Here is a 12,808-nt window from a genome sequence, read left to right as displayed (position 1 = left end):
CGCCATGTACAACCTGCGCTACCACATCGCCTCGCTCGTTGCTGTGTTCATCGCGCTTTCGGTCGGACTGCTCCTCGGAACGGTCGTAGCCGAGCGGGGCATGATCACCGACCAGACGACCGAGCTCGTCGCCGACTTGCAGGCCCGGTTCGATGAGATCTCTGCTCAGAACGCCGAACTGGAGGCCGGTCTCGCGCGCGACAGGGCGTTCGCGGAATCGGCGGTCGCGCCGCTCACCGCGGGCCAGCTGGCCGGCAGGAATGTGGCGATCATCGTCGGGACCGGTCGTGTCGACGGAATCGCCGCCGTCTCCGAGGCCGTGAGCGGTGCGGGCGGTACGACGCTCACGGCAGCGCTCATGACGCCGGCGCTCGGCCTCGACGCGGTCGAGCCAGAAGGGCTCGCCGGGTACTTTCAGCTGCGGGGGATCGAGATGGCCGAGCCGGGCGAGGAGCTGGAGCGCCAGGTCGCCGAGGCGCTCGTGGCCGAGTGGCGGGCGGGTGCAGATCAACCGCTCACGCAACTCCTGGCGAGCACCGGTCTGCTCAGCATCGAGAGTTCGGACGGCACGGCGACCGTTGACGCGGTGGTTCTGATGGGGTCTCAGGAGAGTGGCTGTGACGCATTCGGGCTGGCACTCGGACGCTCTATGGATGCTGCGGGCGGGGTCGCGCTCGGCGCAGAGTCGTCGGCGGCCGACGGCGGGTGTGCGGCGGTGTGTTCCGCGGAGGGGCTGTCGGCAGTCGATCACGTTGCTACCGCGCAGGGACGGTTCAGCCTGGTCTGGATACTCGCGGGTCGTGCCGAGGGCTACTTCGGTTCTGGTGCCGGCGCGCAGTCGTTCTACCCACCGCTTGCGCCCTAGAGCCGCCTGCCGAACGCGAGTCTCACGAGGGCTCCCGCTACCTGGACGAACTGCCGTCCCCGGTGCGTGAATCCTGCGAGGTCACGGCCGGTCGCGGCGTGCGCCATGGTGGTCGGGACCTCGAGAAGTCGCATACCTGCTCGTGCTGCCCGAACGGTGAGCCCGACCTCTACGCCGTACCCTGTGGCGAACGGGGTCGCTGCCTCCCAGGCGGCGCGGGAGAGCGCCCGCTGGCCCGAGAGCGGAGCGGTGGGTTCGAAGCCGGAAAGCCGCCTGATCCCCCAGCGAGCCAGGCCCTTCACGAGCCCGAACCCGCCCGAGGCGGGCGGCTTCGGCAACGTGGCGATAGTCATGTCGGCCGCGCCTGCGAGCACCGGCTCCAGGAGCGTCCCGGCCTCTGCGGCGGTCGCCCCGAGGTCACCGTCGAGCAGCACGAGCGCCTCGGCATCGGCGGCCACGAGGTCCAGCCCTGACTGCAGCGCCCCGCCCTTGCCGAGGTTGGTCTCCAGCCGCAGCACCTCAGCGCCAGCCGAAGCCGCGAGATCCGCGGTCCCGTCGGTCGAGGCGTCGTCGATCACGAGGATCCGGTCGATGGCTGCGACCGTTCGCGTCGCCCGCACCGTGGCATCGATGCGAGCGGCCTCGTTGTGCGCCGGTATGAGTGCGATCACGCTCACGACTCGACCCGTCTTCTGCCAAAGCGCTTCGTCAGGCGCCCGGCGACCTCACCAAGTTCGGGCACGCGCAGGAGGGCCATCGCGCCGTATGCGACCACGAGTCCGCCCGTGCCCGCCACGAAGAGCTGAACGATGAAGCCGGCCGGGATGTCCGCCAGACCGGCGGTGAGCTGCATGAGCAGCCATGCAGCAGCTGCCCCCGCCACCGAGCTGGCCACGACCTTGACGAAGGTCCAGGCGATCGCCCTGCCGTCGAGCGCGCCGATGCGTTTGCGCAGGATGATGGAGAGTGCGAGCAGGTGGCCGCAGAAGAAGATGCCGTCGGCGATCGGGATGCCGATGATGCCAAGACCGTCCCAGCCAGCGATTCCGCGAGCAAGCACGGCGTACAGGACGATGTGGATCGTGGTCGCCACGATGTTCGTGTACATGGGCGTCCGCGTGTCCTGAAGCGAGTAGAAGGACTTGAGCACGAACATGTAGCCGGCGTAGAACGTCAGACCGAGCGCCCACCAGCTCAGGACTCCGGCAACCACCGGCACGTCATCTGCCGTGAAGCGGCCGGCCTGATACAGCGTGATCACCGGAGTCGCGAGGGTCGCCAGCAGACCTGCGAGCGGGACGATGAGCACCATGGTGCTCCGCAGTCCCCGGGCGAACATCTGCTTGAAGCCTGACATGTCGCGCGCGTTCGCGCGCTCGGCAAGCTCCGGGAAGATCGCCGTGGCGAGCGCTACCGCGAAGATTCCGTAGGGCAGCTGGTAGAACTGCCAGGCGTACCGCAGTGCTGCCTGGCCGCCCTCGCCGGTCGCGACTGCGAAGTTGGTCCGGAAGGTGACGCTGACGAGATTGGTCACCACGTAGATGAGCGTCGGCACCATCTTGGCCCCGATCGTGACGATGCCCGGGTGACGCCAGTCGATGCGCGGGGTGTACCTTCCGCCGAGCTTGAGGATGCTCGGTATCTGCACCGCCGCCATGGTCACAACGCCCAGTGTCGTTCCGACTGCGAGTCCGGTGAGCGCGAGCTGCGGGTTCGAGTCCCGGAACGGGACGTAGAAGCCCAACAGCGTGACGGTGACGACGAGGTTGTTGAAGACGGGCGCCACCGCTGGTGCGAGGAAGCGGCGGTAGGAGTTCAGCACGCCCGTGAACACAAGCCCCATGCCGTAGAAGACGATCTGCACCGCGAAGAACCGGAAGAGCCAGATGGCGACCTCGGACCGCTCGGCGGAGATCGTCAGCGTCTGTGAGCGCACGAACGGGTCCGGCCAGAGTGTGGCGACGAGTGCGATGGCACCGAGGACGAGCACGATGATGTTGAGCACGTAACTCGCGAACTTCCACGCGTCTTGCTCCCCGTCCTTCTTCATACGCTCCATGAACAGCGGGATGAAGACCGAGGAGAGCACGCCGCCGGCCAGCAGCTCGAAGAGCATGTTGGGGAGGTTGTTCGCGATGTCGTAGGAGTCGGCGAGCACCGTCAGGCCGAGGGCGTACCCCATCGCCCACGTGCGCATGAAGCCTGTGAGACGTGAGACCAGGGTCGATGCGGACATCATGGCTGTCGACCGGGCTACAGACGGGGTGGCTATGTCGGGCTCCTGTGCTCGGCGGGACGGACGGTGCAAGTGTAGCCGACACGCACGCGTTACCGTGCGCGCGTCACGTTTCGGTATACTACAGCGCGGGCACTCCGGTGAGCTCACGTTCGCCGGTCCAGGTTCGCTCAAGTCCCCCGATGTTGACCGTGTCCAGCTGTGCCCGGTATGTGTGCGAGGAGATGCGATGAAGCGGTTCGGCAGCCGGCTCGCGTTGCTGCTTCTCGTGACAACGCTCCTCGGGGCGCTTCTGACACCTGCCGCTGTCGCTCAGTCCGAGCCGCGTACGGTCGTCGTCGTGCTCGCGCCGTATCTGACGTGGTCCGATGTCATGAGCGGCGCCATGCCGGTCACCCGTTCGCTCGCCGAGTCGGGCAGCATCGGCGATCTTAACGTCCGCAGCAGCGCGCGATTCGTGCCCGATCCCACGCAGACGCACATCGCACTCACGATGTCTGCCGGATCGCCGTGTGCGTTCGATCCGATTGCGGCCTCCGCGTACGGCTCGGACCAGCTGGTCGAGACCGGCACCGCAGGTGAAGCGTACCGTCGGGCGATGGGCGAGGACCCGGGTGACGCCGCCATCGTGTATCTGGGGCTGCCACGCATCCTGACGGCGCTTGCGGGGAACACCTACGACACGGTGCCCGGCGTACTCGGCGAGGCGATCTCCGGTGCCGGCGGCAGCACGGCCGCGGTGGGCAACTCCGACGGCGGGCATCGCCTTGGCGAACCCTATCGGTCGCGTCCGGCCGCGGTTCTCGCAATGGACGCTTCCGGGCGCGTGCTGTATGGGGATGTCTCGGCGGGCCTGCTCGCCGAGAACGCAGACGCCCCGTACGGTGTGTCGACGGACCTTGGCGCCTTTGAGTCAGCGTATCGAAGCGCGCTCTATGATACCGCCGAGCACGGTGGACCGGCCCTGATCGTGCTCGATGCCGGCGACCCCGAGCGGGCGGTCGGCTTCCGTGCAGCGGCATCACCCGAGACCGCGGAGCACCATCGGCTGAACGCCGCTGCCACGGTAGACGCGGTTGTCTCGCTCGCGCTTGAGGCGCTTCCGGACGATGGCGTGCTGATGGTCGTTTCGACCGGGCAGGTGAAGCCGGCTGCAGGGCCGAGCGGGTACGGCCCGATCGTCGTGACCGGCCCCGGCTATGAGGCTGGACTGCTCGAGTCCTCCTCGACGCACCGCCCGGGTCTGATCACGGATCTCGACGTCTCCGCGACCGTCCTGGCGGCCCTCGGAGTAGACAGGCCGGTCGAGATCCTCGGCAACGCCGCATCGCCGAGCTCCTCCGATGCGTCCCTCGACGATCGCGTCACGTACCTGCAGGGCATGAACGATACCGCCGTTGCGGTCGACACCGTGCGGCCCGCAGTACAGTCCACCTACATCGCACTGACCGTGATCATCCTGATCGTGTGTGCGGCACTGCTTCGGCCGATGGAGCGAGCGCTTGCGGGGTGGGGCGGACGGGCGGCACGACTTTTCAGCGTCATCATCCTGCTGCTCCTTGCCATGCCGGTTTCTGCGACGCTCATGTACCTGTTCGTGCGACGCCCGGATTCTGCGTTCGCCGTCGGCAGCCTGTTCGCGGTGACCACCCTGGTCGTGTGGGCGCTCGTGTTCTGGATCGCACGCCGCTGGGGTTCTGCTGAGGCGCTCGCGACGATGGCGCTGCTGACCGCCGGGACGCTGCTTCTCGACCAGCTCTTCGGTGCGCCGCTCTCGTTCTCGGGACTCTTCAGCTACTCGCCGCTTCTCGGGGCGCGCTACTACGGCCTCGGAAACGAGGGCGCGAGCATCGTCGTTGGCGCCGGACTCGTTGGGCTCGCGCTCGTGGTCGATGCCTTCCGGGATCGCGCATGGATCCGCGCCGTGCGCGTCTGGGGTCCGCCGCTGCTTGGTGCGCTCGTCGTCTTCGCCTCGGCCGCACCGTTCCTGGGTGCCAATATCGGCGTGATCGCATGGGGCACCGTGGCATTCGGCATCCTGTGGGCACAGCTGAACGGGCGCCCGATCACGTGGAAGACCGTTCTCGCGATGCTGGGCTTGATTACCCTGATCGTGGTGGGCTTCTCGATCTACGAGTCGCTCGGGGGCTCCGGCGCGCAGACGCATCTCGGACGTGCATGGGAGAGCGCGGGGACGGGTGGCATTGCCGAGCTGTGGACGATCGTGGCGCGCAAGGCCGAGACGAACTGGCGCGTGCTGCGCGCCACGAACTGGTCGATCCTGATGATCGCCATCCTCGGCTTTCTCGGGTACATGCGCTGGCACCCGCATGGCGTGTTTGCCGAGACGCTCAAGGCGTATCCGGCGTTCGCGGTAGCCGTGACCGCATCCCTGTGGGGCAGCCTCGCAGGCTACTTCACCGAGGACTCAGGCATCGTCATTCCGGCGCTGGTGATGCTGTACATCACCGGTAGCCTGCTGCACATCATGCTCTCACGCCTCCACGGCGACGAGAGCCCGACGGTGAGCGCATGACGCCGGCTGTCGCCTATGCGATCGCGATCGCCACGGCCGTAGTGGCGGGATGGCTCGTTCCTGCGCTCGCGATCCGGGCCCTGGTGCCCTCACTGGAGGCATCGGCCCTGGTGACGGAGAACTACCGGGGCCGCACGGTGGCTCTTGGGCTTGGCCTCGTCTGGGCAGCCTGGTCGGTTTCGTTGTTCGTCGCGAGCACCGCTCTTGATGCGGTCGCGTCGCTCGCCGATATCGGGCTCGGGTCGGCCGAGATGCTGCTCTTCGACGGCCCGCTCACGATGCCGCTCTACGCGGTGCCGATCATCCTCACCGTCTCGGCCGTCCTCTTCGGGATGGTTGACGATGTGTTCGGAACGAGTGCCGACAAGGGCTTCCGCGGGCATCTGCGTGCGCTTGTGGCCGGGCGGCTCTCGACCGGAGGGCTCAAGCTGCTCGGCATCGGGCTCATCGCCGCGGTGTACGGCTGGCGTGCGGCCGTCCAGGGCGCCGAGAGCGCGGGCGTGACGAGTATCGGCGTGCTCATCGGCTGGTGGGTCGCGGCAACGCTTGTCATCGCGCTCTCGGCGAACCTGCTCAACCTGACCGATCTTCGGCCCGGGCGGGCGCTCAAGAGCTACAGCGTGCTCGCGGTTGCCGCGGGCGTGGTGTTCTCGCTCGACGTGGCCGGTCGGTACGAGTCATATGCGACTGACCTGGGTGTCGTCTGGGTGGGCGCAGACACTGCGGTCACCGTCGCGTGCATGCTGATCGTCCTCCTCGGCCCGGTCCTGGCGGTTTGGCCCTACGATCTCGGCGAGCGCGGGATGCTCGGAGACGCGGGAAGCAACGCGATGGGCGCCGTGGTGGGGTACCTGCTGGCGGGATCGCTGGATTTGCCGACGCTCGCAGCGGTGGCGGTCGTGCTTGTTGGTTTGAACGCGCTCTCCGAGCGCGTGTCGTTCAGCGCGGTCATCGAGGCTGTGCCGCCGCTGCGGTATCTGGACGGGCTTGGTCGTCTGCGCGAGGTCGGCGACGGAACAGAAGAAGCGGGAACGGGCGGCCCGTAGGCCTTCCCGGGTGCGGTACGATTCAGAAGAGCACGGGGACAGCGAGAGGACTGGGGCAAGCGGTATGGCAAAGCACATCTTCGTGACTGGTGGCGTCGTCTCCGGGCTTGGGAAGGGGATCACCGCGGCGTCGCTCGGCCGTCTGCTCAAAGGGCGGGGCCTCAAGGTCACGATCCAGAAGCTTGACCCGTATCTCAACGTCGATCCCGGCACGATGAGCCCGTTTCAGCACGGCGAGGTCTTCGTGACCGACGACGGGGGCGAGACCGATCTGGACCTCGGTCACTACGAGCGCTTCATCGACGAGTCCCTGATGCGTGACTGCAGCGTGACCGCCGGCTCGATCTATCAGTCGGTCATCACGAAGGAGCGCAAGGGCGACTTCCTCGGCGGCACCGTGCAGGTCATCCCGCACATCACGAACGAGATCAAGGACCGCATCATGCGCCTCGCCGAGCAGGTGCAGCCCGATGTCGTCATCACCGAAGTCGGCGGCACCGTGGGCGACATCGAATCGCTGCCGTTCCTCGAGGCCATCCGCCAGTTGCGCAAGGACCTCGGTCGCGAGAACGTCTGCTACATCCACGTGAGCCTCGTGCCGTTCATCTCCGGATCTGAAGAGCTCAAGACGAAGCCGACCCAGCACTCGGTCAAAGAACTGCGCAGCATCGGTATCCAGCCCGACTTCATCGTCTGTCGCTCGGACCGGCCGATCGACGCGGGTATCCGCCGCAAGATCGCGCTGTTCTGCGACGTCGATCCCAAAGCGGTCGTCTCCGCCGAAGACGCGCCCTCGATCTACGAGGTGCCGCTGACTCTGCATGAGCAGGGCCTCGACGCGATGGTGATCGAGCGGTTGGAGCTTGCGTGCGGAGAGCTCGAGATCGAAGAGTGGCGGACGTTCGTCGAGCACCGTCGAACGCTCTCGCGCTCGGTGAACATCGCGCTCGTCGGCAAGTACGTCGCACTTCCCGATGCGTACCTTTCCGTGAACGAGGCGCTCGATCACGCCGGCATCTTCCACGACCACAAGGTGAGCGTGCACTGGCTCGATGCGGAGAGCCTGTCTCCCGAGGAGGTCGAAGGCCGCCTCAAGGACTTCGACGGCATCCTGGTCCCGGGCGGCTTTGGAGTTCGCGGCATCGAGGGCAAGGTCCGCGCAGCGTGCTACGCGCGCGAGAACGAAGTGCCGTATCTTGGCATCTGCCTCGGCATGCAGGTCGCCGTCGTCGAGTTCGCCCGCCATGTGGCGGGCCTGGAGGACGCCAACTCCGCCGAGTTCGATCCGGTCACACCGCACCCGGTGATCGACCTCATGCGAGACCAGCAGGGCATCGCCGACATGGGCGGCACGATGCGGCTCGGCTCGTACCCGTGCAAGGTCGTCCCGGGAACCCGGGGACACGCCGCATACGGCGATGAGGTCATCTACGAGCGTCACCGGCATCGCTACGAGGTCAACAACGCGTACCGGCAGCAGCTGGTAGATGCGGGCCTCGTCATCTCCGGCCTCTCGCCCGACGGGCGCCTGGTCGAGATGGTCGAGTTGCCGGGACACCCGTGGTTCGTCGGCAACCAAGGCCACCCCGAGTTCAAGAGCCGCCCGACGCGGCCGGCGCCGCTCTTCCGCGACTTCATCGGGGCGGCAGCTGCGTACCGGGCCGCCCGGGAGGCATGATCGTGAGCCGGGTCCTCGACACCTTTCTCGACCTCGTGCGGATCTCGAGTCCGACAGGCAGGGAACGTGAGGTAGCCGAGTACGCCGCCGCGGTCCTGCGAGACGCGGGCTGCGTGGTGCGTTTCGACGATACGCAGGCTGAGACGGGCGCAGACATCGGCAACGTGATCGCCACGCTGGCGGGTTCGGTACCGGGCATGGTCGTTGCGTTCTCGGCGCACATGGACTGCGTGGACCCCTGCCAAGGCGTTGTGCCCGTCGTTGAGGCCGGGATCGTGCGCAGCGCGGGCGACACCGTCCTGGGCGGCGACGACAAAGCCGGGGTTGCAGCCGCGCTTGAGGCGGTTCGTCGCCTGGCCGAGTCGGGAGAGCCGCACGCCGACGTCCGCGTGCTGCTCACCGTGTCGGAGGAGCAGGGTCTTGTAGGCGCCAAAGCGCTGTCGCTCGAGGATGCCTCGTCGGATATCTGCCTCGTGCTCGATGCACACGGTCCGGTGGGCGGGATCGTCACGGCCGCGCCCACGCACTACACCTTCGAAGCGCGGTTCGCTGGCAGGGCAGCACACGCGGGCGTGGAACCGGAGAAGGGCGTCTCGGCCATCACGATGGCCGCCGACGCGATCACGCGAATGGAGCTCGGTCGGCTCGACGAGAGCACGACGGCCAACATCGGCACGATCCAGGGCGGCAGTGCCACCAACGTCGTCGCACCGACCTGCCAAGTCACCGGTGAGTGCCGTTCCCGGGACCGCGAGCGGGTCGAGCAGGTGCGGGCGTCGATGGACACCGCGCTTCGCGAGGCTGCCGCCGCACACGGCGGTTCGGTCGACGCGCAGTGGACGCTCGAGTACGAGGGCTTTGATGTCGCCGCGGACTCGTCCCCGATCGCGCTGCTCGACGCGGCGTGCGCCGACATCGGCGTTGCGGCCCATCGTTTCGCCACGGGCGGGGGCAGCGACGGCAATGTCATCGCCGCGCTCGGCGTCCCGACGGTCGTGCTCGCGACCGGGATGAGCAAGGTGCACACGACGGACGAGGAGCTTGCCGTCGCCGATCTCGAACGGCTGTCGGACCTGCTGGTCGCAGTCGTGCGTCGCGCGGTGGGATAGGCCGGCCATGCGCCTCGTCTGGGGGACCGTGCAGGCAGCGCCGCCCGCCGAGTGGGGTTCTCAGCGCGTGTCCGTGCTGCTGGACGGGGCCGCTGGGCTGCACGATGCCGTCGTCTACCCGTCGCTGACGGGACCGTGCGCTGATGGTGATCGCGTGCTCTGCAACACGACCGCGGTCGACCTCGGTCTGGGCACCGGCGGCGAGCACTTCGTCGTTGCCAGGGCGGGGGAGGGCGTCAGCTTCGAGGACGCCGTGCCGGGCCACATCATGAAGCTTCGATACACGCCGCTGCAGCGTGACGTCACCGTCGTAGAGGAGCCCGCGAGCGGGCATCACGACGTGATGGCAGCCGCACGGGACATCGGCGGCATGCCGGTGGTCTGCTGCGGGCTCCACAGCCAGGTCGCGCTCGTGGCCGCCGCAGTCAAGGATCGCCAACCATCGCTGCGCGTGGCGTATGTGATGACCGATGAGGCGGCGCTCCCATTGGCCGTCTCGCGCCTCGTCCCACGCCTGCTTGATGCGGGACTCCTGGACGCGACGATCACAGCGGGCCAGGCGTTCGGCGGTCAGACCGAGGCGGTGAACCTGTACTCCGCCCTGCTGGCCGCCCGGCACGTACTGGGGGCAGATGTAGCCGTCGTTGCCATCGGGCCCGGGATGCCCGGCACCGCCACGCCGTTCGGCCACAGCGGGATCGCGCAGGGGCAGGCGCTCAACGCGGCCCACTCGCTTGGTGGCGTGCCGATCGCAGCGCTTCGCCTGTCGTTTGCCGACAAGCGTCCGCGGCACGTTCCGGTGAGCCATCAGACCCTGACGGCGCTCGGCGCCGTGGCGCTCGCTCCGGTGCTCGTACCGATGCCGGTTCTCGGCGAGCCGATGGACGCCGCCGTGGCCGAGTCCCTCGAATCCGCGGGGATCTGGGCGCGACACGAACGGCGGATCGTGGAGGTCGGCGCGTTGCCCGACATGCGAGGCGTCGAGGCGCGCACCATGGGACGGACCGCCGAGGACGACCCGGCGTTCTTCTTCGCATCAGTGGCCGCGGGCATGTGCGCGGCTGACACGGCGACCGCCTGACGCACCGTTCGACGTCCGATTCCGCAGCGGCCATGATAGCAGGATTATGACACCCGAAATTGCGCCGCTTGTCCCAAAATCTTCGCCTTTCGCTCCGAAAGTGCGCTACTATCTTCACCATGAGCGAACGAGTTCTGGATGATTTCCTCGGTTACCTCACGGTCGAGCGCGGGGCGTCCGAGCACACCATCAGCGCCTACGGCGGCGACCTCCGCACGTACCTCGCGCATCTCGCGAGCCGGTCGGCCGAACCGCTGAGCGCCACCCGCGATGACGTCACGTCGTTCATGGCGGAGCTCCAGAACAAGGGCATGGCGCCGAGCACCGTCGAGCGCAAGATCGCCGCGGTCAAGAGCTTCCACGCCTTCCTTGTGAGGGAGGGCCTCACCGACAACCATCCCACGGTGGATCTGGCACTTCCGAAGGTGCCGACGCGCCTCCCGGAGGTCATCTCGATCGACGATGCGGACAGGCTGCTCACACAGCCGTTCCCGTCCGGGCCGGTCGGCTACCGTGATCGTGCCGCCCTGGAGGCGCTCTACGGATGCGGTCTGCGGGTGAGCGAACTCACCGGCCTCGACCTGCTCGACCTGGACCTCGATGGCGGGTTCATCCGGGTGATGGGCAAGGGGGGCAAGGAGCGACTTGTGCCCGTCGCTGGCGCGGCCAAGCGTGCGCTGGAGGAGTATCTCGCGCACGGGCGTCCCTACCTGAGGGCGAAGAAGTCCACCTCGAGACAGGACCCGTCGGCCGTCTTCTTGAACGTCCGTGGCGGCCGTCTGACACGGCAGGCGGTATTCGGGCTGGTGCGGACGTATGGTGGCCGGGTCGGCCTGCAGCTCCATCCGCACACCCTCCGTCACTCGTACGCGACTCACATGCTTCAGGGCGGCGCCGAGTTGCGCGCCCTGCAGGAGATGCTCGGACATGCGGACATCAGCACCACGCAGGTGTACACGCACGTCGATCGCGCGCACGTTCGCGAGGAGTACCTCACCACGCATCCTCGCGCTCGCCTTCGCTGAGACGCAGGGTTGCGCTTGTCGCTCGCTGTCAGTACGTCAGATTCCGTCAGGAAAAGTGCGCTACTCCACGAGCAGTGGGGGTAAAAAGTATGAGATGTACCCAGATTCTGTATAGGGAGGCGGATCGCAGAGTGAACAAGAAGCTGAGCAAGGTCCTCATCGTGCTGCTGGCGCTGTCGCTGGTCCTGGCGTTTGTGCCCGCATGTGCGACCGAGGAGGAGCCCGAAGAGGAGACCACCGAGGAAACGACCGAGGAGTCGGCGACGGATGTCAAGGCGGCGATGATCACCGATACCGCAGGCCTCGGCGACAAGTCGTTCAACGACTTGACGTGGCAGGGATTCGAAAAGGCCGAGTCAGAGCTCGGCGTGGAGGTCAGGGTCCTCGAGTCTGCAACGATCAACGACTACGAGCCCAACCTCCAGGAACTCGCGCTGGCAGGGTACTCTCCGCTCGTGGCGACCGGTTTCCTGCTGACAGACACCGTCTCGAAGATCTGCGGGGAGTATCCGGACACGATGTTCATCAACATCGACGGGTTCTTCGATCCGGTGCCGGAGAACGTCGTCGGCGTTGGGTTCAAAGAGAACGAGGGCAGCTACCTGGCCGGTGTTGTGGCAGGGCTGGCGACCAAGGACACCTTCGATGACCGGCTGAACGACAAGAACGTCATAGGTTTCGTGGGCGGCATGGATGTGCCGCTGATCCGCAAGTTCCAGGCCGGCTTCGAGGCGGGCGCCAAGTCCGTCAATCCTGACGTTCAGGTTGTCGCGCTGTACACCGGCAGCTGGGATGATGTCGCGAAGGGCAAGGAACTTGGCCTCTCGCTCATCGACCAGGGAGCCGACGTCATCTACGCCGCCGCGGGCGGTTGCGGTGAGGGCACCGTGCGCGCATGCCAGGAGAAGGGCGCGCTGTTCATCGGTGTCGATGCCGACCAGTACAACACGATCGCCAACTCGGGTGACGTGATGCTGACCTCGATGATGAAGAACATCGATATCGTGGTGTTCGATCTCATCAAGGCGATGGTCGACGGCGATTTCCCGGGTGGCACGATGCAGGTCTTCGGTCTCAAGGAAGGCGGCGTGGGCCTTGCCCCGTGGCACGACTTCGAGTCGAAGGTCCCGCAGTCGATCAAAGACGCGGTCGAAAAGGCCAGCGATGACATCATCAACGGTACGGTGACAGTGCCGGAAGCGCTCTAGAACGCGTCGTGCGGATGCGTGCAC

10 protein-coding genes are annotated in these 12,808 nt (G+C 67.0%); 8 read left to right on the top strand and 2 right to left on the bottom strand.

Going from position 1 to position 12,808, the window contains the following annotated elements; translation table 11 throughout:
- The first annotated feature begins 4 nt into the window (after window positions 1-4).
- Window positions 5-865, top strand: a complete 861-nt coding sequence (locus Q7W51_09315) for a copper transporter (GenBank protein ID MDO8848569.1) — start codon at window positions 5-7, stop codon at window positions 863-865.
- Here Q7W51_09315 and Q7W51_09310 read toward each other — a convergent pair.
- Window positions 862-1,536: a glycosyltransferase family 2 protein gene (locus tag Q7W51_09310; GenBank protein MDO8848568.1), complete on the bottom strand. Its 675-nt coding sequence runs from the start codon at window positions 1,534-1,536 to the stop codon at window positions 862-864. The genes Q7W51_09315 and Q7W51_09310 overlap by 4 nt on opposite strands.
- A 2-nt stretch (window positions 1,537-1,538) precedes the next feature.
- Window positions 1,539-3,251, bottom strand: coding sequence for a murein biosynthesis integral membrane protein MurJ (gene murJ, locus Q7W51_09305; protein MDO8848567.1), 1,713 nt, complete (start codon window positions 3,249-3,251; stop codon window positions 1,539-1,541).
- Window positions 3,252-3,330: 79 nt separating this feature from the next.
- On the opposite strand from murJ, the gene Q7W51_09300 reads away from it, so the two are divergent.
- From Q7W51_09300 to Q7W51_09270, 7 genes are all read left to right on the top strand, one after another.
- Complete coding sequence (locus Q7W51_09300; protein ID MDO8848566.1) at window positions 3,331-5,637, top strand: hypothetical protein; 2,307 nt, start codon at window positions 3,331-3,333, stop codon at window positions 5,635-5,637.
- Window positions 5,634-6,683, top strand: coding sequence for a hypothetical protein (locus Q7W51_09295; protein ID MDO8848565.1), 1,050 nt, complete (start codon window positions 5,634-5,636; stop codon window positions 6,681-6,683). Before Q7W51_09300 ends, Q7W51_09295 begins: the two co-directional genes overlap by 4 nt.
- Before the next feature lie 64 nt (window positions 6,684-6,747).
- Window positions 6,748-8,361, top strand: coding sequence for a CTP synthase (locus tag Q7W51_09290; GenBank protein MDO8848564.1), 1,614 nt, complete (start codon window positions 6,748-6,750; stop codon window positions 8,359-8,361).
- Window positions 8,358-9,470: a M20/M25/M40 family metallo-hydrolase gene (locus tag Q7W51_09285; protein ID MDO8848563.1), complete on the top strand. Its 1,113-nt coding sequence runs from the start codon at window positions 8,358-8,360 to the stop codon at window positions 9,468-9,470. Before Q7W51_09290 ends, Q7W51_09285 begins: the two co-directional genes overlap by 4 nt.
- A 7-nt stretch (window positions 9,471-9,477) precedes the next feature.
- Window positions 9,478-10,551, top strand: coding sequence for a DUF3866 family protein (locus Q7W51_09280; protein MDO8848562.1), 1,074 nt, complete (start codon window positions 9,478-9,480; stop codon window positions 10,549-10,551).
- A gap of 119 nt (window positions 10,552-10,670) precedes the next feature.
- A complete protein-coding gene (locus Q7W51_09275) occupies window positions 10,671-11,576 on the top strand; it encodes a tyrosine recombinase (protein ID MDO8848561.1) in 906 nt (301 codons plus the stop codon).
- 131 nt (window positions 11,577-11,707) lie between these two features.
- Window positions 11,708-12,784: a BMP family ABC transporter substrate-binding protein gene (locus tag Q7W51_09270; protein MDO8848560.1), complete on the top strand. Its 1,077-nt coding sequence runs from the start codon at window positions 11,708-11,710 to the stop codon at window positions 12,782-12,784.
- Window positions 12,785-12,808: the final 24 nt, after the last annotated feature.

Source organism: Coriobacteriia bacterium (assembly GCA_030652115.1).
Classification (GTDB): Bacteria; Actinomycetota; Coriobacteriia; order Anaerosomatales; family Anaerosomataceae; genus UBA6100.
Note: the sequence above shows the minus strand (reverse complement) of the source record. Positions and strands in the feature narration are given on the sequence as shown.

Excerpts from the sequence above, each read along its gene's own strand:
- Q7W51_09275 (MDO8848561.1), top strand. The coding sequence starts at position 10,671 with ATGAGCGAACGAGTTCTGGATGATTTCCTCGGTTACCTCACGGTCGAG.
- Q7W51_09300 (MDO8848566.1), top strand. The coding sequence starts at position 3,331 with ATGAAGCGGTTCGGCAGCCGGCTCGCGTTGCTGCTTCTCGTGACAACG.
- Q7W51_09295 (MDO8848565.1), top strand. The coding sequence starts at position 5,634 with ATGACGCCGGCTGTCGCCTATGCGATCGCGATCGCCACGGCCGTAGTG.
- Q7W51_09315 (MDO8848569.1), top strand. The coding sequence starts at position 5 with ATGTACAACCTGCGCTACCACATCGCCTCGCTCGTTGCTGTGTTCATC.
- Q7W51_09280 (MDO8848562.1), top strand. The coding sequence starts at position 9,478 with ATGCGCCTCGTCTGGGGGACCGTGCAGGCAGCGCCGCCCGCCGAGTGG.
- Q7W51_09290 (MDO8848564.1), top strand. The coding sequence starts at position 6,748 with ATGGCAAAGCACATCTTCGTGACTGGTGGCGTCGTCTCCGGGCTTGGG.
- Q7W51_09285 (MDO8848563.1), top strand. The coding sequence starts at position 8,358 with ATGATCGTGAGCCGGGTCCTCGACACCTTTCTCGACCTCGTGCGGATC.